At 69.0% G+C, this 22,790-nt stretch carries 23 protein-coding genes; 4 read left to right on the top strand and 19 right to left on the bottom strand.

Annotation, left to right across the window (positions count from 1 at the left end; translation table 11 throughout):
• Positions 1-151: 151 nt before the first annotated feature.
• The 3 genes from G432_RS05485 (at position 152) to G432_RS05495 (ending at position 3,101) form a co-directional block, all read left to right on the top strand.
• Positions 152-1,300, top strand: a complete 1,149-nt coding sequence (locus G432_RS05485) for a glycosidase related protein (RefSeq protein ID WP_015457830.1) — start codon at positions 152-154, stop codon at positions 1,298-1,300.
• A gap of 69 nt (positions 1,301-1,369) precedes the next feature.
• Positions 1,370-1,867 carry a YbaK/EbsC family protein gene (locus G432_RS05490; RefSeq protein WP_015457831.1) on the top strand — a complete coding sequence of 166 codons (498 nt, stop codon included), beginning with the start codon at positions 1,370-1,372 and terminating at the stop codon, positions 1,865-1,867.
• Positions 1,868-1,916: 49 nt separating this feature from the next.
• Entirely contained in the window at positions 1,917-3,101 is a 1,185-nt protein-coding gene (locus G432_RS05495) for an acyl-CoA dehydrogenase (RefSeq protein ID WP_015457832.1), read from the top strand.
• 46 nt (positions 3,102-3,147) lie between these two features.
• Here G432_RS05495 and G432_RS05500 read toward each other — a convergent pair whose 3' ends face one another.
• Positions 3,148-4,083, bottom strand: coding sequence for a DUF808 domain-containing protein (locus tag G432_RS05500; protein WP_015457833.1), 936 nt, complete (start codon positions 4,081-4,083; stop codon positions 3,148-3,150).
• Between the two features lie 472 nt (positions 4,084-4,555).
• On the opposite strand from G432_RS05500, the gene G432_RS05505 reads away from it, so the two are divergent.
• Positions 4,556-4,681, top strand: coding sequence for an entericidin A/B family lipoprotein (locus tag G432_RS05505; protein ID WP_015457834.1), 126 nt, complete (start codon positions 4,556-4,558; stop codon positions 4,679-4,681).
• Positions 4,682-4,714: 33 nt separating this feature from the next.
• Here G432_RS05505 and tatC read toward each other — a convergent pair whose 3' ends face one another.
• The 18 genes from tatC to murG all read right to left on the bottom strand — a co-directional run bounded on the left by tatC (position 4,715) and on the right by murG (position 22,718).
• Positions 4,715-5,485, bottom strand: a complete 771-nt coding sequence (gene tatC, locus G432_RS05510; protein ID WP_015457835.1) for a twin-arginine translocase subunit TatC — start codon at positions 5,483-5,485, stop codon at positions 4,715-4,717.
• Positions 5,482-5,841 (bottom strand): Sec-independent protein translocase protein TatB, encoded by a 360-nt coding sequence (gene tatB / locus G432_RS22440; RefSeq protein WP_015457836.1) that lies wholly within the window; start codon positions 5,839-5,841, stop codon positions 5,482-5,484. Before tatB ends, tatC begins: the two co-directional genes overlap by 4 nt.
• Before the next feature lie 138 nt (positions 5,842-5,979).
• The gene (locus G432_RS05520) at positions 5,980-6,225 is read right to left on the bottom strand and encodes a twin-arginine translocase TatA/TatE family subunit (RefSeq protein WP_015457837.1); all 246 of its coding nucleotides are present in this window, start codon (positions 6,223-6,225) and stop codon (positions 5,980-5,982) included.
• A 26-nt stretch (positions 6,226-6,251) separates the two neighbouring features.
• On the bottom strand, positions 6,252-6,830 hold the full coding sequence (gene scpB, locus G432_RS05525; RefSeq protein ID WP_015457838.1) for an SMC-Scp complex subunit ScpB: 579 nt from the start codon (positions 6,828-6,830) through the stop codon (positions 6,252-6,254).
• On the bottom strand, positions 6,827-7,582 hold the full coding sequence (locus G432_RS05530; protein WP_015457839.1) for a segregation and condensation protein A: 756 nt from the start codon (positions 7,580-7,582) through the stop codon (positions 6,827-6,829). Before G432_RS05530 ends, scpB begins: the two co-directional genes overlap by 4 nt.
• Positions 7,583-7,642: 60 nt before the next feature.
• On the bottom strand, positions 7,643-8,650 hold the full coding sequence (gene nagZ / locus G432_RS05535) for a beta-N-acetylhexosaminidase (protein ID WP_015457840.1): 1,008 nt from the start codon (positions 8,648-8,650) through the stop codon (positions 7,643-7,645).
• 63 nt (positions 8,651-8,713) lie between these two features.
• A complete protein-coding gene (locus G432_RS05540) occupies positions 8,714-9,535 on the bottom strand; it encodes an SPOR domain-containing protein (RefSeq protein ID WP_015457841.1) in 822 nt (273 codons plus the stop codon).
• The gene (argS, locus tag G432_RS05545; RefSeq protein ID WP_015457842.1) at positions 9,535-11,262 is read right to left on the bottom strand and encodes an arginine--tRNA ligase; all 1,728 of its coding nucleotides are present in this window, start codon (positions 11,260-11,262) and stop codon (positions 9,535-9,537) included. The genes G432_RS05540 and argS overlap by 1 nt, the downstream gene beginning before the upstream one ends.
• Before the next feature lie 96 nt (positions 11,263-11,358).
• Positions 11,359-12,525 (bottom strand): deoxyguanosinetriphosphate triphosphohydrolase, encoded by a 1,167-nt coding sequence (locus G432_RS05550; RefSeq protein WP_015457843.1) that lies wholly within the window; start codon positions 12,523-12,525, stop codon positions 11,359-11,361.
• Between the two features lie 45 nt (positions 12,526-12,570).
• Positions 12,571-14,088, bottom strand: coding sequence for an SPOR domain-containing protein (locus tag G432_RS05555; RefSeq protein ID WP_236626856.1), 1,518 nt, complete (start codon positions 14,086-14,088; stop codon positions 12,571-12,573).
• Positions 14,089-14,270: 182 nt separating this feature from the next.
• Entirely contained in the window at positions 14,271-15,755 is a 1,485-nt protein-coding gene (gene ftsZ, locus G432_RS05560; protein WP_015457845.1) for a cell division protein FtsZ, read from the bottom strand.
• A gap of 118 nt (positions 15,756-15,873) precedes the next feature.
• Positions 15,874-17,139 carry a cell division protein FtsA gene (ftsA, locus tag G432_RS05565; RefSeq protein WP_015457846.1) on the bottom strand — a complete coding sequence of 422 codons (1,266 nt, stop codon included), beginning with the start codon at positions 17,137-17,139 and terminating at the stop codon, positions 15,874-15,876.
• Between the two features lie 43 nt (positions 17,140-17,182).
• Positions 17,183-18,172, bottom strand: coding sequence for a cell division protein FtsQ/DivIB (locus G432_RS05570; RefSeq protein WP_015457847.1), 990 nt, complete (start codon positions 18,170-18,172; stop codon positions 17,183-17,185).
• Positions 18,169-19,092 carry a D-alanine--D-alanine ligase gene (locus G432_RS05575; protein WP_015457848.1) on the bottom strand — a complete coding sequence of 308 codons (924 nt, stop codon included), beginning with the start codon at positions 19,090-19,092 and terminating at the stop codon, positions 18,169-18,171. Before G432_RS05575 ends, G432_RS05570 begins: the two co-directional genes overlap by 4 nt.
• Positions 19,089-20,003 carry a UDP-N-acetylmuramate dehydrogenase gene (gene murB / locus G432_RS05580; RefSeq protein WP_015457849.1) on the bottom strand — a complete coding sequence of 305 codons (915 nt, stop codon included), beginning with the start codon at positions 20,001-20,003 and terminating at the stop codon, positions 19,089-19,091. The genes G432_RS05575 and murB overlap by 4 nt, the downstream gene beginning before the upstream one ends.
• Positions 20,000-20,191, bottom strand: a complete 192-nt coding sequence (locus G432_RS05585) for a hypothetical protein (protein WP_015457850.1) — start codon at positions 20,189-20,191, stop codon at positions 20,000-20,002. The genes murB and G432_RS05585 overlap by 4 nt, the downstream gene beginning before the upstream one ends.
• Positions 20,191-21,603: a UDP-N-acetylmuramate--L-alanine ligase gene (gene murC / locus G432_RS05590; RefSeq protein ID WP_015457851.1), complete on the bottom strand. Its 1,413-nt coding sequence runs from the start codon at positions 21,601-21,603 to the stop codon at positions 20,191-20,193. The genes G432_RS05585 and murC overlap by 1 nt, the downstream gene beginning before the upstream one ends.
• A complete protein-coding gene (gene murG / locus G432_RS05595) occupies positions 21,600-22,718 on the bottom strand; it encodes an undecaprenyldiphospho-muramoylpentapeptide beta-N-acetylglucosaminyltransferase (RefSeq protein ID WP_051128807.1) in 1,119 nt (372 codons plus the stop codon). The genes murC and murG overlap by 4 nt, the downstream gene beginning before the upstream one ends.
• Between the last annotated feature and the right edge of the window lie 72 nt (positions 22,719-22,790).

Raw genomic sequence — 22,790 nt, forward strand, 5'->3', positions numbered from 1 at the left:
GAACCAAGCAAGCGCCCTGCCCGATCGCGAAAGCCATGGATTCCTTTGCCCTCCGATGGTTAACGGCCGAGCCACTCCTCGGTCGCCTGTAAGCGCCGTCGACAGGCATTGCCGCCTTGTGGCCGCCGCCCGCTTGCGGCAAGGTCCCCCCATGGCCGCGCCCGCAAATGGCCCGCCGGCCGGATATCCGGTCGATCGGCTGATCTTCGCCCCCGGCGACGTCGATCTCGCGCGCTCGCCCCTGGCCGGGCATCTGATGGCCGAAACCTATGTGCTCGGCGCCTTCAATCCGGGGCTGACCCGGCTGCCGAACGGCAATCTGCTGATGATGGTCCGTGTGGCGGAGGCCCTGCGCGAGCCCGTGCGCAACGACCATGTCCACGCCATCCGCTGGGCGGACGGGCGCTACGTGCTCGATCCCTGGCCGCTGGAGCAGGCCGACACCGCCGATCCGCGCAAGTTCCTGCTGCAGGGCGGCGGGTGGAAGGTGATGGCGCTCACCTCGCTTTCCTGGCTGCTGCCCGTCGAGCTTGCGCCGGACGGGCTGGAGGTGGTGGCCGTCCATTATGATCGCGCCATCGCGCCCCAGGCCGATCTGCAATGCTATGGCATAGAGGATGCCCGCATCAGCCGGGTGGGCGATCGCTGGCTGATGACGACCTGCTCCGTCAGCCCCGAACGGCACAGCACCACGCTCTACAGCTCGGAAAACGCGCTCGACTGGCGGTTCGAGGGCATCGTCCTCGATCACCAGAACAAGGACATGCTGATCTTCGAAGGGCTGATCGATGGCCGTTACTGGGCGCAGACGCGGCCGTTGGGCGACCTGTATTTCGCTTATCCGCCGGGCAGCGAGTGGCGCGCCGGCCCATCGATCAACCTCGCCACCTCGCCCGATGCGCTCCACTGGAAGCCGTACGAGCGCCCCGGCATCCGCCCCCGCGCGGGCACGGCCGTCAGCGCGCGGATCGGCGGCGGGGCGCCGCCCATCCTCACCGACGGAGGCTGGCTGACCCTGTGGCACGGGGTGGAACGACACGAGATCGTCGGCATATACCGCACCTATTGGTCGATCCTCGACCGCGACGATCCGTCGCGCGTGCTGCGCGGCGGGGAGGCGCCGCTGCTGGAGGCCAATGCCGGCCTCACCCGCCCGATCGAGGACCTGATGTATCTGCGCGACGTGGTGTTCACCACCGGCATCGCCGATGCGGGCGATCATTATGTCGTCGCATCGGGCGAGGCCGATCTCGCCTGCCGGATCACCCACATCCCCAAATCCGTCTTCGGGGCCGGATAGCCGCCGGGGTTGTCAGCCGCCTCGCGGGCGGCCAAGGATGTCCGCAACGAACAATTCCGAAGGATAGAGATGAGCCTGGAATCGGTGCGGGCATGGCTTGCCGTCCATGCGCCGGATATCGCCATCATCGATCAGGGAGAAAGCACCGCCACCGTGGCGGATGCCGCCCGCACGCTGGGCGTGGAGCCGGGCCAGATCGCCAAGACGCTGTCGGTGCGCATCAACGATGCGGTGGTGCTGGTGGTGGCCCGCGGCGATGCCCGGATCGACAATCGCAAGACCAAGGCGGCCTTCGGCGGACGCCCGCGCATGCTGGGGGCCGAGGAGGTGCAGGCGCTGACGGGTCATCCCGTGGGCGGGGTCTGCCCCTTCGGCCTGGCGACGGCGATCCCGGTCTATTGCGACATATCGCTGCGCGATTTCGCGGAGGTCTATCCGGCGGCCGGATCGACCACCAGCTCGGTCCGGCTGACGCCCGCCCGGCTGGCCGATCTGGTCGGCGCGCGCTGGGTGGACGTCTGCCAGCCGCCCGCCGTGGCGGACGCGGCGGCCGAAGCCGCCGAATGAACCGGCCCCATCGCGGGCACGACAGCTTGAGTGAGAGAAAGGCGTTACGATGAGCGGCATGGCCAAGTTCGACTGGGCGGACCCCTTCCTGCTGGAAGACCAGTTGACCGGGGATGAGCGGATGGTGCGCGATACCGCCGCCCAATATGCGCAGGAAAAGCTGCAGCCGCGCGTGATCGAGGCGTTCGCCAACGAGACCACCGATCCCGAGATCTTCCGCGAAATGGGGGCGTTGGGCCTGCTGGGGCCGACCATCCCGGCCGAATATGGCGGGGTTGGCGCATCCTATGTCGCCTACGGCCTCGTCGCGCGCGAGGTGGAGCGGGTGGATTCCGGCTATCGTTCGATGATGTCGGTGCAATCCTCGCTCGTCATGTATCCGATCCATGCCTACGGATCGGAAGAGCAGCGCCGCAAATATCTGCCGAAGCTGGCGACCGGCGAATGGATCGGCTGCTTCGGCCTGACCGAGCCCGACGCCGGATCCGATCCGGGCGCGATGCGCACGCGGGCGGAGAAGATCGATGGCGGATACCGGATCAGCGGTTCCAAGACATGGATATCCAACGCGCCGATCGCCGACGTGTTCGTGGTCTGGGCGAAATCCGATGCCCATGGCGGCGCCATCCGGGGCTTCGTGCTGGAAAAGGGCATGAAGGGCCTGAGCGCGCCGAAGATCGAGGGCAAGCTTTCGCTGCGCGCGTCGATCACCGGCATGCTGATGCTGGACGGGGTCGAAGTCGGGGAAGAGGCGCTGCTGCCCAACGTGTCCGGCCTCAAGGGGCCGTTCGGCTGCCTCAACCGCGCGCGCTACGGCATTTCCTGGGGCTCGCTCGGCGCCGCCGAATTCTGCTTCCACGCCGCGCGGCAATATGGCCTCGACCGCAAGCAGTTCGGCCGGCCGCTGGCCGCCACCCAGCTCTACCAGAAGAAGCTGGCCGACATGATGACCGATATCGCGCTCGGCCTGCAGGCTTCGCTGCGCGTCGGCCGGCTGATGGACGAGGGCCGTTTCGCGCCGGAGATGATCTCGATCGTCAAGCGGAACAATGTCGGCAAGGCGCTCGACATCGCCCGCGCCGCCCGCGACATGCACGGCGGCAACGGCATTTCGGGCGAATATCAGGTGATGCGCCACGCGATGAACCTGGAAACCGTGAACACCTACGAAGGCGCCCACGACGTCCACGCCCTGATCCTCGGCCGCGCGATCACCGACATCCCGGCGTTTTGAACGGAGCCTGCGGGCGCGCTCCCCGGCAGGAGCGCCCCGCCCGCTTCTATCGCTTCACCAATTTCAGGCCGCCCACGATCAGCGCGCCGATCGCCACGCCGAAGATGCCCGATCCCAGCGCCTGGACGAACCAGCTCGCGAAACCGCCGATCGCCGGCAGCGCATGGGCGGCGGCCTCGGCAGCGTCGTGGATCAGGTGGGGAAGCGGGGTGAGGCCGAAATGTTCGAGGCCGTGGACGATGATGCCGCCGCCCACCCAGATCATCGCCGCGATGCCGATCGTCGCCAGCGCGCGCAGCACCACCGGCATGCCCTTCACCAGCCCCCGGCCCACCGCGCGGACCAGGCCGTTGTCGCGGCGGGAAAGGTGCAGGCCGATATCGTCCATCTTCACGATCAGGCCGACGACGCCATAGACGCCCGCCGTCACCAGCAGCGCCACCACCGCCAGCACGATCGCCTGGGTGGCGAGTGACTTTTCCGCCACGTCGGCGAGCGCGATCGCCATGATCTCGGCCGACAGGATCAGATCGGTGCGCACCGCCCCGCTCACCTTCCGGGCCTCGATCGCGGCGGGTTCCTCGAAGGCGGGCACCGCCTCCTCGCCGTCCGCCTCGTCATGGTGGCCGCCCAGGCTGTGGACCAGCTTCTCGGCGCCCTCGAAGCAGAGATAGGCGCCGCCCAGCATCAGGAGCGGCGTGATCGCCCATTCGGCGAAGGCGCTCAGCAGCAGGGCGGCGGGCAGCAGGATCAGGAGCTTGTTGCGCACCGATCCCAAGGCGATCTTGCCGATGATCGGCAGTTCGCGATCCGGGGAGAAGCCCACCACATAGCGCGGCGTGACGGCGGTATCGTCGATCACCACGCCCGCCGCCTTGGTGCCGGCGCGGCCGGCGGCGGCCGACACGTCATCCAGCGATGCCGCCGCCAGCTTGGCGATGCCCGCCACGTCGTCCAGCAACGCTACCAGTCCGGTCGGCATCCGGTTCCATTCCCTGTGGTTGATCCCCGCCCCTTCCGTAACGCGGCGGCCACGCGATGCAATGGCACAATATCCGGTCCCCGCATCCAAGTAGAACATGCGACCATATCGGCGGATTCCGGCCCCAGCCCTTGCAGATCATCGCGCTATATCGCCGTCCCGTCCCCCGGACTCCACGACCCGCAGATTTTTTTTCATGGCCCCGGAACCGGCGGCTTCCCGGCTCGTTCCCGCAATTCGGATAGCGACCTTATGCCCCCCCGCTCACGCTATCCGAACCCAGGGCCCGGGACCGTCGATCCTCCCCCCGACGACGGTTCCCGGGTCCGCATTCTATCAGCGGGTCCGCAGACGGCTTTCCTCCAGGGCGACCAGGCGTTGTTCCGATCGAACCACCCGCGGAACAAAGCTTCATGACCGCGCATTGTCCCTCCGTCTTCCGGCCCGCGCCGGAACGTTAGAGGAGATTTCCATGCGTAGGATCTTCACCCTGGCCCTGATGGCCAGCACGATGCTGCTGGCCGCCTGCAATACCGTGGAAGGCGCCGGCAAGGACGTGAAATCTGCCGGCGAGGCCGTGGAGGACGCCGCCAAGTAACCCTGCCACACCAACGGAGCCGGAACGCCCGCGTCAGGCGGTGGTGGCGTCTTCCGCCGCCACATCCCGGGCGCGGCGCTTCTCGGTGAACCAGATCGCGATCAGCGCCAGTTCGTAGAGCAGCACCAGCGGGATCGCGAGCATAAGCTGGGATATCACGTCGGGCGGGGTCAGCACCGCCGCGACCGCGAAGGCGCCGACGATGGCATAACGGCGCCCGGACTTGAGCTGCGCCCGCGTCACGATCCCGGCGCGTTCCAGCAGCATCAGCAGCACCGGCAGCAGGAAGGCGACGCCGAAGCCGAAGATGAATTTCGTCACGAAATCCAGATAATTGCCGACACCCGGCAGCGCTTCCTGGCTGACGCCGCCGATATTGCCCTGGTAGCTCAGCAGGAAATGCAGGGCGACCGGCATGGCGACATAATAGGCCATCGCCGCCCCGGCGATGAACAGCAGCGGGGTGAAGGCGAGGAAGGGCAGCAGCGCCCTCTTCTCCTTGGCGTAGAGCCCCGGCGCCACGAACTGCCAGAGCTGGTTGGCCACCACCGGGAAGGCCAGCATCAGCGCCGAGAAGAAGGCCACCTTGATCTCGACGAAGAAGGCTTCAAAGATATTGGTGTAGATCAGCCTGCCCTGCCCCGCCTTCAGCAGCGGCTGCACCAGGAAGGCGAAGATCGGCTTGGCGAAATAGAGGCAGAGCGCGAAGGCCACGCCCAGCGCGGCGAAGCTCCATAGCAGGCGGCGGCGAAGCTCGATCAGATGGTCGAGCAGCGGCGCCTTGGTGTCGTCGATATCCCTCATGCCGGCCTGTCCACGGCAGGCGTGTCGGCGGCGGGCACGTCGGCCGCCGGCGGGCTATCGGGCGCGCCGTCCCCGGGCGGCGGCAGCGGCGTCATGGCCGGGGCGCCTTCCTCCCGCATCATCGGATGCTCGCGCATGATCCGGGCATTCTCCTCCGCCCATTTCCGCTCCATCTCCTCGATCTCCGACTGGCGGATCATCTCGTCGAAGCCGGAGCGGAAGTGGCGGGCCATACCGCGCGCGCGCGCGACCCACTGGCCGACGACACGCATCAGGCGCGGCAGATCCTTGGGGCCGATCACCACCAACGCGACCAGCGCGACCAGCATCAGTTCCGTAGGGGCGATATCGAACATCGAAGCTTCGGTTACTTTCGCGGGGCGGTGCGGCCGGCCGGATCACCTGCCGGCCAGCCCCGCCATTCCTGTCTGCGCATCGTCACGGCGCGAGCCGGGCCGGCATCCCGGCCCGGATCAGCACAAGCGGCGCGCCCGTCAGGGCTGCGCGGGCCGATCGTCCTGCATCGGCTGGAGGTTGCGATCGGCATTCGGCTCCAGCGGCGGCTGGGCCTGGAGGCGCGGCGCGGGCTTGGGCGCCTCATCCTCGTCTGCCATGCCCTTCTTGAAGCTTTTGATGCCCTTGGCGACATCGCCCATCATGTCCGAAAACCGCCCCTTGCCGAACAGCAGGAGGACGATGATGCCCACGACGAGCCAGTGCCAGATACTGAGGCCACCCATGTAAATTCTCCCGGTAAGCCCCCTATCTAGTCGTCCGCGTCGTCGCTTTCCACCTCCAACTGCGCGAAGGCGAGATCGACGGGGTCCAGCAGCCCCGCGGCCTTCAGATCGTCGATCCCCGGCAGGTCGCGCCGGCTGGCGAGGCCGAAATGGGCGAGGAAGGCCGAGGTGGTTGCATAAGTGAGCGGCCGGCCGGGCACCTCGCGGCGGCCGGCCGGGCGTATCCAGCCGGCTTCCATCAGCACGTCCAGCGTGCCCTTCGATATCTGGACGCCGCGAATCGCCTCGATCTCGGCGCGACTGACGGGCTCGTGATAGGCGATGATCGCCAGCGTCTCGACCCCGGCGCGGGAAAGGCGGCGCGGCTCCTCCCGATCGCGGCGGAGGATATGGGCAAGGTCCGGCGCCGTCTGGAAATGCCAGCGCCCGCCGCGTTCGACCAGATTGATGCCCCGGCCGGCATAATCGTCCGCCAGCGCCCCCAGCGTGCGGCGGACATCGCCCGCCTCGCCCACCGCCGCCATGATCTCGGTAAGCGTCAGCGGCGCCTCGGCCGCGAACAATGCCGCCTCGATCGCGCGCTTCAGATCGTCGGGCGGGTTCATGCGGCGCGGATCATCAGCGGCGCGAAAGGCTCCGCCTGCTCGATATGCGCCTTGCCCAGCCGCGCCAGCTCCAGCGCGGCCAGGAAGCTGGATGCCAGCGCCGACCGGCGATATTCGGGATCGAGCGTGGGCGGCAGGAAGCTTTCGAGCGAGGCCCAGTCGAGGCTGACGCCGATCATCCGCTCCACCCGGCGCATCGCCTCGTCCAGCGTCATCACCGGCCGGCGGGATACGACGTGGAAAACCGGCTCGGCACGGGCGCGCACCTCGCCATAGGCCGCGATCAGATCATAGAGGCCGACCTGCCACGCCGCCTTGCGGACGACCTTCAATCCTTCGGGCGAACCGCGCTGGAAGACATCGCGCCCCAGCCGATCCCGCGCCATCAGCCGGGCGCCGGCCTCCCGCATCGCATCCAGCCGCTGCAGCCGGAGCTGGAGGCGCAGCGCCAGTTCCTCGGGGCTGGGATCGATCTCCGGGTCCTTGGGCAGCAGCAGGCCCGATTTGAGGTAAGCGAGCCAGGCCGCCATCACGAGATAATCGGCGGCGATCTCCAGCTTCAGCGCCTTGGCGCCCTCGATGAAGGCGAGATATTGCTCGACCAGGGCGAGGATGGAAATTTCGCGCAGGTCCACCTTCTGCGCCCGCGCCAGGTTGAGCAGCAGATCGAGCGGCCCCTCCCACCCGTCGAGCGCGAGGGTGAGCGTATCGGGAGAGGCGAGAGGCAGTTCGAAATCGTCGTCATCGGCCATGGCGACAGGCTAGCGCGGCTTTTGCGGGGGCGCCATCATTGTTCGGACGGCAAGTCCCCGTCAGGCATAGGCCAGCAGGGCATCCCGCTTCGCGACCAGATCGGCGAAGGCGATATCCGGCCCCCGCCCGGCGACGGTCGCCATGGCCCCATCGAGGCGCGCGCGCGCGTCATCCGCGATCGCGCCGACGGCGCCCGCCACGGCCCTCATCTCCGCCATGTCGCCCGAACAATGGAGCGCGATGTCGCAGCCCGCCGCCAGCACGCCGGCCGCGCGTTCCCCGAAATCGCCGGACAGCGCGTGCATGCCGAGATCGTCCGACATCAGCAGCCCATCGAAGCCGATGCGGCCGCGAATGACATCGCCGATCACCCTGGCGGAGAGGCTGGCGCATTCCTGCGCATCCCACGCCGTGTAGACGACATGGGCAGTCATCCCCATCGGCGCGCCGTTGAGCGCGATGAAGGGCGCGAGATCGCTTTCCAGTTCCTCCGCCGGAGCGGTGACGACCGGCAGTTCGACATGGCTGTCGGCCATCGCCCGGCCGTGGCCGGGGATATGCTTGACGACGCCGACCACGCCGGCCGCCTGCATCCCTTCCAGCACCGCACGGCCCAGCGCGGCGACGCGCAGCGGTTCGGCACCCAGCGCGCGATCGCCGATGATGTCATGCGCATCCGGCTGGCGGACGTCGAGCAGCGGCAGGCAGTTCACGTTGATGCCGGCTTCATGCAGCATCGTCGCGATGGCCTGCGCATTCGCCTTCGCCGCCTCGATCGCGGAAGCCGGCGCCACATCGTAGAGCCGGTCGAAGACCTCGGCCCGCGGGAAGGCCGGCCAGACCGGCGGCTGCATCCGCGCCACGCGCCCGCCTTCCTGATCGATCAGGATCGGCACGTCCGCGCGGCCCGAAACGGCGCGCAGGGCATCGGTGAGCGCGCGAAGCTGCGCCGCATCCGCGATATTGCGGCGGAACAGGATGAAGCCCGCCGGATCGACATCGGCGAAGAAGGCGCGTTCCTCATCCGAAAGAACAGGGCCGGCGAGGCCGAGGATGAGAGGCGTCATGCTTGTGCCTGTCGATCGAATGAGGGGGAATGGAGGCCGGCGGCGCGGCCGGCCCCGATCGGATCACACCTGGTTGCAGGGTTTTCCGGCGGCCTTGATCGCCTTGCAGGCTTCGCGCGCGCCGATGCCGCTGGCCCGCAGGCGATAGAGCGTCTTGCCGCCGACCTCGACCGTGGTGATCGAGCGGCTGAGCTTGCCCAGTTCCGGGAATTGCCTGGCGAGCCGCCCCCATTCGCCGGACGCGATCGCTTCGGAATTGAACGCGCCGAGCTGGATGGTGCCGCCGCCCATCGCCGGCTTCGCGGCCGGGGCAGGCGTAGGCAGCAGATTGGCCGGCGCATGGGCCGTCGCCGTTTCGGCAACGGCTTTGGCCGGTGCGGGCGCCGGCTTTGCCGGGGCGGGCACAGGAGCGGCCGGCTTGGGCGTGCCCGGCGTCACTTCCGCCTTCGCCACCTGCGACGGCGGCAGGGTGACGGTGGGCACCGGCGCCACATCCATGCCGGCGGAAACGCCCGCGACGGGGGCTTCCGGCCGGGCATTGGGGTTGATCTGGGAATCGATCACCTGGCCTTCGCTGGCGGCATAAGCGGCATCGCCTTCCCCGGCGACGGCCATGCCGTTGGCGGAGGCGCCTTCGGCCGGCACCTTGTAATCGCCTTCCGGCGCGGCGATCAGCTCGCCCGAGCCGGCGCTCTTGTCCCTGTCGCGCATCCAGAAGATGCCGCCGACCAGCAGGCCGATGAACACCAGCGCCGCGATCACGGCTCCGATCAGCTTGGCCGTGCCGACGCCGCCATGATCGTCCTCATCCTCGACCGCCTCCAGCCAGGGCAGGCGATCCTCATCCGCGACACCGAAGCGTCCCCGCTCAACAGCATCCGTCATCAATGCATCTCCTCGGCCGCGGCGACCCCCATGACGGCCAGGCCGTTGCGGATAATCTGCCCGATCGCATCGGCAAGGGCCAGACGCGCCGCCGTGGTTTCGGCATCATCCACCAGCAAAAAGCGACGGGACGGATCGTCATTGCCCCGGTTCCACAGCGCGTGGAAGGCGGCGGCGAGATCGTAGAGGTAGAAGGCGACGCGATGCGGCTCGTGATTCGCCGCCGCCCCTTCGATCAGGCGCGGGAACTGCGCGGCGAGCTTGACCAGCGCCAGTTCCTCCCCATCCAGCCGGCCGAGATCGGCGGCCGGCAGCGCCAGCCCCGCCTCCGCCAGCCGGCGGTGGAGCGAATGGACCCGCGCGTGCGCATATTGCACGTAGAAGACCGGATTGTCCTTCGACGCTTCGACCACCTTGGCGAAATCGAAGTCCATCTGCGCATCGGCCTTGCGGGTGAGCATGGTGAAGCGGACCACATCCTTGCCCACCTCGCGCACCACGTCCGCCAGGGTAACGAAGCTGCCCGAACGCTTGGACATCTTCACCGGCTCGCCGCCGCGCAGCAGCCGGACCATCTGCACCAGCTTGATATCCAGCGGCACCTTGCCGCCGGTCAGCGCCTTCACCGCCGCCTGGATGCGCTTGACGGTGCCGGCATGGTCGGCGCCCCAGATGTCGATGAGCTGGTCCGCCGTCTCCGCCTTCTGGGCGTGATAGGCGAGGTCGGTGCCGAAATAGGTGAGGCTGCCGTCGGCCTTCATCACCGGCCGGTCGCTGTCGTCACCGAAGGCGGTGGCGCGGAACAGCGTCATCTCCACCGGTTCCCAATCCTCGGGCACCTCGCCCTTGGGCGCTTCCAGCACGCCTTCGTAAACGAGGCCCTCGGCGCGCAGCTTGTCGAGCGCGGCCTTGACCCGGCCGTCCTTCTGCACCTTGGCTTCGGAGGCAAACACGTCGTGATGGATGCCGAGCAGCGCCAGATCGGCGCGGATCAGGTCCATCATCGCCGCGACCGTCTTTTCCCGGAACAGCACCAGCCATTCGCCTTCGGGGGCGCGGGCGTAGCGATCGCCGAACTCGGTGGCCAGCTTCTCGCCGATCGGGATCAGATAGTCACCGGGATAGAGGCCCTCGGGGATGGTGATTCCCTGCTCGCCCAGCGCCTGCCGGTAACGCAGGTGCGCGGAGCGGGCGAGCGTCTCCACCTGGCTGCCGGCATCGTTGATATAATATTCGCGGGTGACGGCGTAACCGGCATATTCCAGCAGGCTCGCCAGCGCATCGCCCACCACCGCGCCCCGGCAATGGCCCATGTGCATCGGCCCCGTCGGATTGGCGGAGACATATTCGACATTGACGCGCTCGCCCTTGCCGATCGTCGAGCGGCCGTAGTCGGCGCCGCCCGCCAGGATCGCGGCCAGCTCCTCACGCCAGCTTTCCTCGGTGAGGCGGACGTTGATGAAGCCGGGGCCGGCCACTTCGGCGGACGCGATCTCCGGCAGGCGCGCGAGCTTGGGCGCGATCAGCGAAGCGAGCTCGCGCGGGTTCTTGCCGGCGGGCTTGGCCAGCACCATCGCGGCGTTGGTGGCGAGATCGCCATGCGCGGGATCGCGCGGCGGCTCGACCGTGACGTTCCGTCGATCGAGCCCGGCCGGCAGGTCGCCCGCCTGGGCGAGGTCGTCGAGGATCTGGCCGATGCGATCGGCGAAACGGGCGTAAAGGGTCACGGGCGAATATCCGGCAAACAGGGTAAACCGCGCGGCCTTAGCGCGGGACGGCGGCGAATTGAAGCGGGAAGCCGGAAAGCATGCGCCTTGGCGCGATCAGAGGCCTTCCGGCATCTCCACCGGACCCACCACTTCGCGATGGCGGGCCACGGCATAGCGATCCGTCATCCCCGCGATGAAATCGGCGATGTGGCGGGTGCGCGCGGGCTCGGCCTCGGGCAGCGTCTCGCGCCAATGGTCGGGCAGCAGCTTCGGGTCCGCGCGATAGGCGGCGGCCAGCCCGGCGACGATCCGCCCCGCCTCCGCCGCGACATGGAGCTGGCTGGGATGATGATAGAGCCGGGCATACATGAAGCGCTTGAAGGCGCGCTCGTCCGCCGCCATCGCATCGGAAAAGCCCACGATCGGCCGGCCGGCGGCGCGCACGGCCTCCACGCTGCCCGGCGCGATATCGGCCAGCCGGACGCGGGTGGCATCGAGCAGGTCCGTCACCATCCGGCCAATCTGCTCGCGGATCAGCTCCGCGATCAGGCGCCCGCGCGGCGCGTGGGGATGGCGTGCCACGACCCGCGCCCAGCCCGGCGCCACCAGCGGCTGCGCGATCACATCGTCGAGCGCGATCAGCCCGGCGCGCAGGCCATCGTCGATATCGTGATTGTCATAGGCGATGTCGTCCGCGATCGCCGCCACCTGCGCCTCCAGCGAGGCGAAGGTGGAAAGATCGAGCGGGAAAGCCGCGTCCGCCTCCACCATCGCCCAGGTCGGCGCCGCCACCGGGCCGTTATGCTTGGCCAGCCCCTCCAGCGTCTCCCACGAGAGGTTGAGGCCGTCCCAGCCGGGATAGGGCGTTTCCAGCCGGGTCAGGATACGCAGCGTATGAGCGTTGTGATCGAAGCCGCCGGCATCCGCGGTGGCGGCCTTGAGCGCGTCCTCCCCCGAATGGCCGAAGGGCGGATGGCCGATATCGTGCGCGAGGCAGAGCGCCTCGGTGAGATCCTCGTTCAGGCCCAGCGCGCGGGCGATGGTGCGGCCGATCTGCGCGACTTCCAGGCTGTGGGTGAGGCGCACGCGAAAATGATCGCCGTCGGGCGCCACGAACACCTGCGTCTTGTGGCGGAGCCGGCGGAAGGCGATCGAATGGATGATCCGATCGCGGTCGCGCTGGAAAGCATCGCGCGGCCCTCGCGTCTCGCCGCCGGCCTCGGCATGAGCGCGGCCACGGCTGCGGGCGGGATCGGAAGCATAGGGTGCGAGGCGAGACATGCGCGGGCCCATGCCGGGCATGGGCCGACAAGTCCAGCCCGGTGCCTATTTCCCGCCGAGCGGCTCCACCGGCACGCCGGCGCGCGACGTGAACTGGATGGTCGACATGCCTTCCTTGGCGAGCTGGTTGACGAATGCCTGCGCCTCGCCATCGGTCTTGAACGGGCCCACCAGCAGCCGGTTCGACATCCGCCAGGATGAAACCCAGGGGGAACGACCGCCGAAGGCTTTGGGCTTGTCCGCCTTCAGCTTCGCCCAGACCTTGGGAAGATCGGCCTTGTTCTTGCCGGATGCCACCTGCACCCAATAGCGTTCCGGGTTGGCCGCCTTCAGCTTCGCCTCGGCCTTCGCCTTGGCATCGGCCTTCGCTTTTTCCTCCGCCCTGGCCTTGGCGTCGGCCTTGGCCTTCGCATCCGCCTTGGCCTTGGCGTCCGCTTTCGCCTTTGCCGCGGCATCGGCCTTGCGCTTGGCGGCGGCATCGGCATCCGCCTTCGCCCTGGCCCGCGCGGCGGCGACTTCCGGGTCGGTCGAAGCCAGTTCCGCCTCGGGGCCGCGCGGCGCGGACATCCGCGTCGGCGGCGTCACGGCAATCGCGCTCGCAGTCTTCGAAGCATCGCCGTCGTCGCGGCGGGCCGGCTCCGCCACGCCACCCAGCGGCTTGCCCGACGGGATCAGGCCGGCATCGGCGCGCGGGGCGGGCGTAACGGCGGCCGCGCGAGGCTGGCCCGCCGGTTTCGCCAGCACCGCATCGGCATACATTTCCGCATCGCTGTAACGGCGGCCATCGGAGGGAAGTCGGCCGAAATGCACGGCGAGCGCCTTCTGCGGCGGCTTGAGCTGCGGCAGGCGGCCCAGGAACTGGCCCATCGCGGCGGCTTGCGGCCCCGGCATCGCGGCATCGGCGATGCGCTGGGCGCCGGCCTTGTCGCCGCCGAGCGCGAGGACGAAGGCGCGGGTGCGATAGGCCGAGCGATCGCCCTTGCGCACCAGCGGATCGATCATGGTGAGCGCCCCCTGCTTGTCCCCCGATATCGCCATGGAGAGGGCCAGGCGGTTGAGGATTTCGGGATCGTCGCTGTTGCGGAGCGCCAGCGTGTAATCGGCCTGCGCCTTGCGGTTGTCGCCGCGCAGATCATAGGCAAGGCCGCGATCGCCGGCGATCTCCGCCTCCGGCACGCCCAGCGCCGTCGCCTCGTCGAACAGCTTCAACGCCGCGCGCGGCTGTTCCATCTGGACGAGGGCGGATGCCAGGCCCGCCTTCACCCGGCCGTTGCGCGGCTGGATCTCCTCGGCCCGGGCGAAGAAGCTCAAGGCCGATTCCGGATCGCCCACCATCAGCGCGGCGCGGCCGGCCCCGGTCAAGGCATTGAAGTCGCGCGGGTTGGACGCCAGCATGCGCAGATAGCGGCTCAGCGATTCCGCCGGATCGCCGGGCGCGATCAACGGCGGCAGGGCGCTTGCCTGATAGAAAGCCGCCGCCGGCATCGGGGCCGCGACCAGCATGGCAAAGGGGGCGGTGCAGGCCAGCAGACGGCGGGCGATCGACGGAAAGGCGAGTGACATGGTGCACGCCATAGAGGCCGCCGGCCGCACTTTCGCAAGGGATTCGTGGGGGCCGCGCGCCGATCCGGTGGCGGGCGGCGGCAGGCCGGCGCCGCCTGCCCGCGGCGCCGAAAGCCATGCCCAAAGACAAGGGGGCTGGCCACCCCAAGGCAGCCGGCCCCCGTCCATGCGATGATCGCCGGTTACTGGTTGTTCTGGCGGTTCAGGAAGCGCGGCACATCGGCGCCGCGCCCTTCCTCGTCCACCTGCGCCTTGGCGGCGCCGCGGGCGATGTTGGACATGCGTTCGAACAGCGTCGCCCCTTCACGGGCGCGCGGCGCGGGCGCGGGTGCCGGGGCTTCCGCAGCCGGCGTCAGCCATGGGCGGGCCGAGCCGGTTTCCGCATCGCGCGGCGGCAGCGGGTTGCCCGCGACCGGCGGCGTCAGCGTCTCGTTGAGCAGCAGTTCGTCCGTCGCGGGCGGCACGATGTCGTTGGCCGACAGGTCGAGCGCATCGGCCGGCGCCTGGACGGGCGGCTCGAGCCGGATTTCCGGCTGCGGCGCCACGGCGGCGGGCGGCGCGACCGGGGCAGCCTGCACCGGTGCCGCCTGCTGGGCCTGAGGCGCCGGCTGCTGCGCCTGGGGCGCGGGCGTCTGGGCGGGCGCTTCCTTGCGCGCGGCCGGGAAGGTGAAGAGCTTGGCCGGCTCCGGCACGGCGGCGGCTTCCGCCTCAATGCCGGTGGCGACCACGGACACGCGGATCTTGCCTTCCAGATCGTTGTTGAAGGCCGAACCCCAGATGATGTTGGCGTCCGGGTCCACCAGCTCCTTGATGTGGTTGGCGGCCTCGTCGACCTCCATCAGGCGCATATCCTCGCCGCCGACGATCGAGATGATGACGCCCTTGGCGCCCTTCATCGACACGCCGTCCAGCAGCGGGTTGGCGATCGCCTTTTCGGCGGCCTCGATCGCGCGGTTGTCGCCCGAGGCTTCGCCCGTGCCCATCATCGCCTTGCCCATCTCGCCCATCACGGAACGGACGTCGGCGAAGTCGAGGTTGATGAGGCCGGGCATCACCATCAGATCGGTGATCGAGCGGACGCCCTGCTGGAGCACCTCGTCCGCCATCTTGAACGCTTCCTTGAAGGTCGTGTTCGGGTTGGCGACGAGGAAGAGGTTCTGGTTGGGGATGACGATCAGCGTGTCGACGTGCTTCTGCAGTTCCTCGATGCCCGCATCGGCGGACTTGGAGCGGCGGTTGCCTTCGAAGCTGAACGGCTTGGTGACGACGCCAACCGTCAGGATGCCCTTGTCGCGCGCGAGCTTGGCGATCACCGGCGCGGCCCCGGTGCCGGTGCCGCCGCCCATGCCGGCGGTGATGAAGCACATGTGCGCGCCGTCGAGCGCGGCATCGACCAGCTCGAGCGCTTCCTCGGCCGCGGCACGGCCGATTTCGGGGCGCGCGCCCGCGCCGAGGCCCTGGGTGATCTTGAGGCCGAGCTGGATGCGCCGTTCCGCCGCCGAGGCATTGAGCGCCTGCGCATCGGTGTTGGCGACGATGAAATCCACGCCCTGGACATCGGAATTGATCATGTTGGCGATGGCATTGCCGCCGGCGCCGCCCACCCCGATCACGCTGATACGGGGCCGCAACTCATCCACTTCCGGCCGCATGAACTCGATCGTCATAACCTCAACTCCGCTGTGCCGCGCGCATCCGACGCGCCCCCGAACAAGAATCTAACATCACCTGATTCGCCGACGCACGCGAAAAGTTATGTTCCCTGCGTAATTCGGCGATATTTTCTCAATAACCATTACGAAAAGCGGCGATCATCCGCTGGATCATGCCGGCGCCATGCACGCGATGGACCGTCTGGGTGGCGGGCGCCATCGCGCGCAGGTCGATCGGATCGGACGCCGCATAGTGGATCAGCCCCGCAAGCGTGGCGAAGGCCGGGCCGCTATGCGCCTCGGGCAGGCCCGAAAGCCCGCGCGGCTTGCCGACGCGCACCGACTGGCCGAGCAGGCCCTGCGCATAATCCGCAATCCCCTTCATCTCCGCGCCGCCGCCGGTGAGCACGATCTGGCGGCTGACCGGGCCGGTGAAGCCCAGCGCCTTCAGGGTCGCGCCGATCTCCCCCATCCAGCGTTCGAGCTGCTGGCGGATGATCGCGATCAACTGCGCGCGGGTGATCCGCATCGGATCGCTCCCGTCCTGCGTGCCGGCCACCGGCACCACATCGATCATGTCGTGGTTGTCCCGTGGGCTCGTCATCGCCGATCCGTAGAAGGTCTTCAACCGTTCCGCGTCGAAGCGACGGGTGCCGAGCGCCGAGGCGATATTGTCCGTGATGTCGGCCGCGCCCATCGGCAGCGAAGCGAGGCCCACCAGCATGCCGCCGGCGAAAAGCGAGACGTTGGTGACGCCCGCCCCCATCTCCACCAGCGCGACGCCGAGGTCGCGCTCCTCCTCCGACAACACCGCCATGCCGGCGGCGATCGGCGAGGCGACGATTGATTTCACGGCGAGGTGCGCGGAACGGACGCAGAGATCGACATTGCGGACGGGCGAGGCCTCGGCCGCGACGACGTGGATGTCCACGCCCAGCCTGTCGGCATGAAGGCCCAGCGGCGTGCGCGTGCCCTTGAGGCCATCCAGCGTATAGAGGGTCGGCTGGGCGTGCAGCACCATCCGGCCTTCGGGATCGATCGCGTTGCGGCCGGCATTCAGGAGGGCATCGATATCCTGCTGCTCGATCCGGTGGCCGCCGAGATCGACCTCCACGGCCGCCAGCTTGCTGACCAGCCCGCCGGCTGAAAAGCTGACCCACACATCCTCGATATTGGTGCGGGCGATGCGCTCGGCCTGCTCCACCGCCTCGCGGATCGCGGCCTCGGTGCGCTCCATGTCCGCCACATAGCCGTGGCGGACGCCCTTGCTTTCGCGCTGGCCGGTGCCGAGCACGCGGATCTCGCCGCCGCCGTCCGTCACCTCGGCGATCAGCGCGCAGACCTTCGAGGAACCGATGTCCAGCGCGGTAATCAGATTGTCGCTGCGAGCCTGCGCCATGATCGTCTTGTCCCCCTGAAAACCGTTCCCTGAATCCCTGCCCTCAAATGCTTCGCGCGTCGGCCGCCGCCGTGGAGGCCGGTGGCCGTTCCTCGCCATTGTCCGTGGCCGGGCGGACGCTGGCGGATGCCTGGTCCGCGGCCGGGCGCGCCGCCGGCCGCACGATGATGCGGCCGGGATTGCGCATGTCGAACCGCAGCATGCCTTGGCCCAGCAGCCGCATCGTCCCGTCCCGCTCGGCAAATTCGGCGAGCGCGGCGCGCGCCTGCCCCTCGCCTTCGGGCAGCGACAGCGTCTCGCCCGAACGGAAGCGGATGTCCCAGCGGCGGTCGCCCACCCAGGTCGCGCCGTCCAGCATGGGCTTGAGCTGCGGCGAGGATGCCAGCAGCCGATCCAGCGCGGCGACCTGATAATTGGCGTTGGGGCCGATCAGGATCGGCAGGTCGGGCAGCGGCGTGCCGGCCAGGCGAAGCTGCGCGATCACCCGGCCATCGGCATCGATCAAGTGCAGCCGCTGGCGGTGCTGCCAGATGGCGGCGGGCTCCCGCTCGACGATGTCGATCACCAGCGTATCGGGCAGGCGGCGCGACACGCGCGCATCCTTCACCCAGCCCTGCTGGAGCAGGCGGCCGCGTATCTCCGCCAGATCGACCAGCGGCATCGCCAGTTCCTGCGCGGAGAAGGCGGCATCCTCCACCGGGCCGCGATCCATCCGGTCGATGCCGGTGATCTCCACCTTCTTCACCGCGAAGCCGGCCCGGCCGACAGCCTCCCCGGCGGCCGTGCCGACCATCTGCGGCAGCCGCATCGCCCACACGCCCGCGGCAACGCCGCCGATCAACAGGGCCACCAGCGCATAATTGGCGACCTTGCGCGCAATGGCGACGACCGGCGGGGGCAGCGAGGCGAACGGGCTGCGCGCGGGCGCCTTCTTGCGCGCGCGCCCCTTGGCGGGCGGACGACGGCGCGGCTGGGCGCCGCGACGGATCATCGCGCGCCCCTGTCCTCCATCCATCGTCCCGCTGCGGCTCATAGCGCCTCCTCGACGATCCGCTGCACCAGATCGGCATAGCTCATGCCGATATGGCGCGCCTGTTCCGGCACCAGGCTGAGCGGGGTCATGCCCGGCTGGGTGTTCACTTCCAGCAGATAGAGCCCCGCCTCGCCGCGTTCGTCATCCCAGCGGAAATCGGACCGCGACGTGCCCTTGCAGCCGAGCAGCTTATGCGCCCGGAGCGCCATGTCCATCGCCGCTTCGGCGATATCGGCGGGGATATCCGCCGGGCAGACATGCTCGGTCAGCCCGTCGGTATATTTGGCGTCATAGTCGTAGAAGCCGTTCCTGGGCCGAAGCTCGGTCACGGCCAGCGCCTCGTCCCCCAGCACCGCGACCGTAAGCTCGCGCCCCTTGATGAAGGGTTCGGCCAGCAGATGATCGAAATGCCTCCACGGCCCCTCGCTGCCGGGGGCGATGGGATTGCCGTAATTGCCCTCCGCCATGACGATGGCGACGCCGACCGACGAGCCTTCGTTCACCGGCTTCAGCACATAGGGGCGCGGCAGGGGATCGCCGGCATAAAGGCTTTCGGACGAAACGATCACGCCTTCCGGCATGCGGATGCCATGGGGCACCAGCTCGTTCTTGGTGAGCTGCTTGTCGATCGCGATCACCGAGGTGGCGAGGCCGCTATGGGTATATTTCAGGCCCATGATGTCGAGCAGGCCCTGCACGGTGCCGTCCTCGCCCGGCGTACCGTGCAGCGCGTTGAACACGACATCGGGCTTCGCCGCGTGCAGGCGCAGCGCGACATCGCGATCCATATCGATGCGGGTGACGCGATGGCCGAGCGATTCCAGCGCATCGGCGACGCCCGCGCCGGAGGTGAGCGACACCTCCCGCTCGGCGGACCAGCCGCCCATCAGCACGGCGACGTGGAGGGGCTTCACGCTCATCCGGCCGTCCCCACCCGCTGAATTTCCCATTCCAGGGCGATGCCCGAATGCGCCTTCACCTTTTCCCGCACCTCTTCGCCCAGCCCCTCGATATCGGCGGACGTCGCCTCGCCGAGATTGAGGAGGAAGTTGCAATGCTTTTCCGAAACCTGCGCGTCGCCGCGCCGCAGCCCCCGGCAGCCGGCGGCATCGACCAGCGCCCAGGCCTTGTGCCCCGGCGGGTTCTTGAAGGTCGATCCGCCCGTCTTCGAACGGAGCGGCTGGGAAGCCTCGCGCTCGGCGGCGATGCGGTCCATCTCGCGCTGGATCGCGTCGGGATCGGCGGGCTGGCCCCGGAAGGTGGCGGAAACGACGATCGCGCCTTCCGGCAGATCGCTGTGGCGATAGGTGTAGCCGAGGTCGGCGAGCGCCAGCGTCTTCCGCTCCCCGGACCGCAGCACCACCTCGCACTCGACGAGGATGTCCTTCACCTCGCGGCCATAGGCGCCGCCGTTCATCCGCACGAAACCGCCGACCGTGCCGGGGATGGAGCGCAGGAACTCGATCCCGCCGATCCCCGCATCGCGGGCGCTGGAGGAAACGAGGATGCCCGAAGCGCCGCCGCCGCAGCACAGCGTCGTCGCATCGACCCGATCGACCTTCGCGAAGGCCTTGCCCAGGCGCACGACCACGCCCGGCACGCCGCCGTCGCGCACGATCATGTTCGATCCCAGGCCCAGGCCCATCACCGAAACGGCGGGATCGAGATCGCGCAGGAAGGCGGCCAGATCGTCCGCGTCGGCCGGCTCGAACAGCCATTGCGCATTGCCACCCGCCTTGAACCAGACGAGCGGAGCCAGCGGCGCATCGGCCGTGAGGCGGCCGCGCACGGTGGGCATGGCGATGGTCGTGGCGGCGGGGGCGGCGATCATTTCAGCCCCCAGAGGCGGAACCAGCTCTTCCAGGCGCGGGCGCCGGCTTCCGCCGCGTCGGCCATCGCCTTCTGCGCCGCCACCATGTCGCCCCCGGCCTCGACCGCCTTCTGCGCGGCGGCAAGCTGGGAACGCTGCAGCTTCACCATCTCGGCCTGAAAGTCGATCCAGGCGCTGAACGGTTCCATCAGCCCGCCTTTCGCGCCGTGGCGATGCCGTCCGCCAGGCCGGCCGCCCATTTGGTGATGTCGCCCGCGCCCAGGCAGACGATCATGTCGTCCGGCCGGGCGACGACGGCCAGCTCCGCCGCGAGCGCGGAGGCATCGGCGATCTCCTGCGCCGCGCGGTGGCCGCGCGTCTTCAGGCCCTTCACTAGCGCCGCCGCGTCGACGCCCTCGATCGGCTGCTCGCCGGCGGCATAGACCGGGGCGACATAGACGATGTCGGCATCGTTGAAAGCGGACTGGAACTCCTCCATCAGATCGCGGAGCCGCGTGAAGCGGTGCGGCTGGACGACCGCGATCACCCGGCCCTGCACGCCTTCGCGCGCGGCCGAAAGCACGGCGCGTATCTCCACGGGATGATGGCCGTAATCGTCGATCACGCTGATGCCGTCGACCTCGCCCACCTTGGTGAAGCGGCGCTTGACCCCGCCGAACTTGGCGAAGCCGGTGCGGATCACGTCGTCGGGCACGCCCAGCTCGATCGCCACGCCGATCGCGGCCAGCGCGTTCTGCACATTGTGGCGGCCGGGCATCGGCAGCTCGATCCCCTCGATCGAGCGGGTCGTGCCGTCGCGGTTGCGGATGATCGCCTCGAAGCGGTTGCCGCCGGGGATCGGCGTCACGTTCACGCCGCGCACGTCCGCCTGGGCTGAGAAGCCGTAGGTGACGACGCGGCGATCGCGCACGCGCGGGATGATCGCCTGCACCTCGGGATGATCGAGGCACAGCAGGGCCGCGCCGTAGAACGGCACATTCTCGACGAATTCGACGAAGGCGTCCTTCACCGCATCGAAGGAGCCATAATGATCGAGATGCTCGGGATCGATGTTGGTGACGACCGCGACCGTGCCGTCGAGCCGGAGGAAGCTGCCGTCGCTCTCGTCCGCCTCCACCACCATCCAGTCCGACGCACCGAGCCGGGCGTTGGAACCATAGCTGTTGATGATCCCGCCGTTGATGACGGTGGGATCGACACCGCCCGCATCGAGCAGAGCCGCCACCATCGAGGTCGTCGTCGTCTTGCCGTGGGTGCCCGCCACCGCGACGGTGGACTTGAGCCGCATCAGTTCCGCCAGCATCTCCGCCCGGCGGACGACGGGGACGCGGCGTTCCAGCGCCAGCTCCACCTCCGGATTGCCGCGCTTGATCGCGGTGGAGGTGACGACGACGGCGGCATCGCCCAGATTTTCCGCCTTGTGGCCGATGGCGACGGGGATGCCGCGCTGGCGCAGCCCTTCGACGACATAGCCTTCCGCCACGTCGGAGCCCTGCACCTTGTAGCCGAGATTATGCATCACCTCGGCGATGCCGGACATGCCGATCCCGCCGATGCCGATGAAATGGATAGTGCCGATATCGGTGGCGACGCCCTTCACGCAACTGTCTCCCGGCCGCCCACATGCGGCGAAGTTTCGGCCGGGTCCACCGGCCCCGAATGGTTGATGTTCCCCTCTCCCAACCCCTCGACCAGATCGGCGAGCGCGCTGGCCGCATCCGGCCGGCCGCAGGCCCAGGCGCGGCGGGCGGCATTCTGGAGCGAGCCCGGCTCCAGCGCCAGCTTCTGCATCTGCTTGGCCAGCTCCACCGCGGTGAAGCGCGGCTGCGGGATCGAACGCGCGCCGCCGGCCTCGTGCAGCTCGCGGGCGTTGGCGGTCTGGTGGTCGTCCGTGGCCGAAGGCAGCGGGATCAGGATGGCGGGGCGGCCGGCGACGGTAAGCTCGGCGATCGTCGAGGCGCCCGCGCGCGCGATCACGAGATGCGACCAGGCCAGCCTGTCCGGCATGTCGGGCAGATAGGTGGCGAGATCGGCGGGGATGCCGAGCGCCGCATAGCGCGCGCGCACGTCCTCGATATCCTCGGGCCGGCATTGCTGCGTCACCTGGATGCGGCGGCGGAAATTGAGCGGCAGCAGGCCCAGCCCCTCGGGCACCACCTGCGACAGCACCGTCGCGCCCTGGCTGCCGCCCGTCACCAGCACCCGGAAGATGCCGTCCTCCGTCAGCGGCGGGAAAGGCTGGTCGCGCAGCGCCCGCACCTCCTCGCGCACGGGGTTGCCGATCAGGTGCACCTTGTCCTGATATTTCGCCTTCAGCCGATCGACATGGGGATAGGCCGTGGCGATGGCATCCACCTTGCGCGCGAGCAGCCGGTTGACGCGGCCGAGCACGGCATTCTGTTCGTGGATGGCGGTGGGGATGCGGTCCTTGAACGCGGCCAGCATCGCCGGCAGCGCGGGATAGCCGCCGAAGCCGACCACGGCGGAAGGCTGGAAGGTTTCGTAGAGCCGCCGCGCCATTTCCCGCCCGGCCAGGATCGATCGGCCGGCGCGCAGCCAGCCCATCGGCCCACCGGCAACGCGGCCCGCCGGCAACACATGCGTCTGCACGCCCTGGAACAGGCCGGGGATGCGCGCGCCCCGCTCATCGGTGACGAGCGCGACCCGGTGCCCGCGCCGCATCAGCTCCGCCGCCAGCGCATGGGCGGGAATCATATGGCCGCCGGTGCCCCCGGCGGCGAGAACATAATGGCGCGGTGCGATCACGGCCGGGGCCTCATTTCCCGC

The organism is Sphingomonas sp. MM-1, from assembly GCF_000347675.2.
Lineage (GTDB): Bacteria > Pseudomonadota > Alphaproteobacteria > Sphingomonadales > Sphingomonadaceae > Sphingomonas_E > Sphingomonas_E fennica.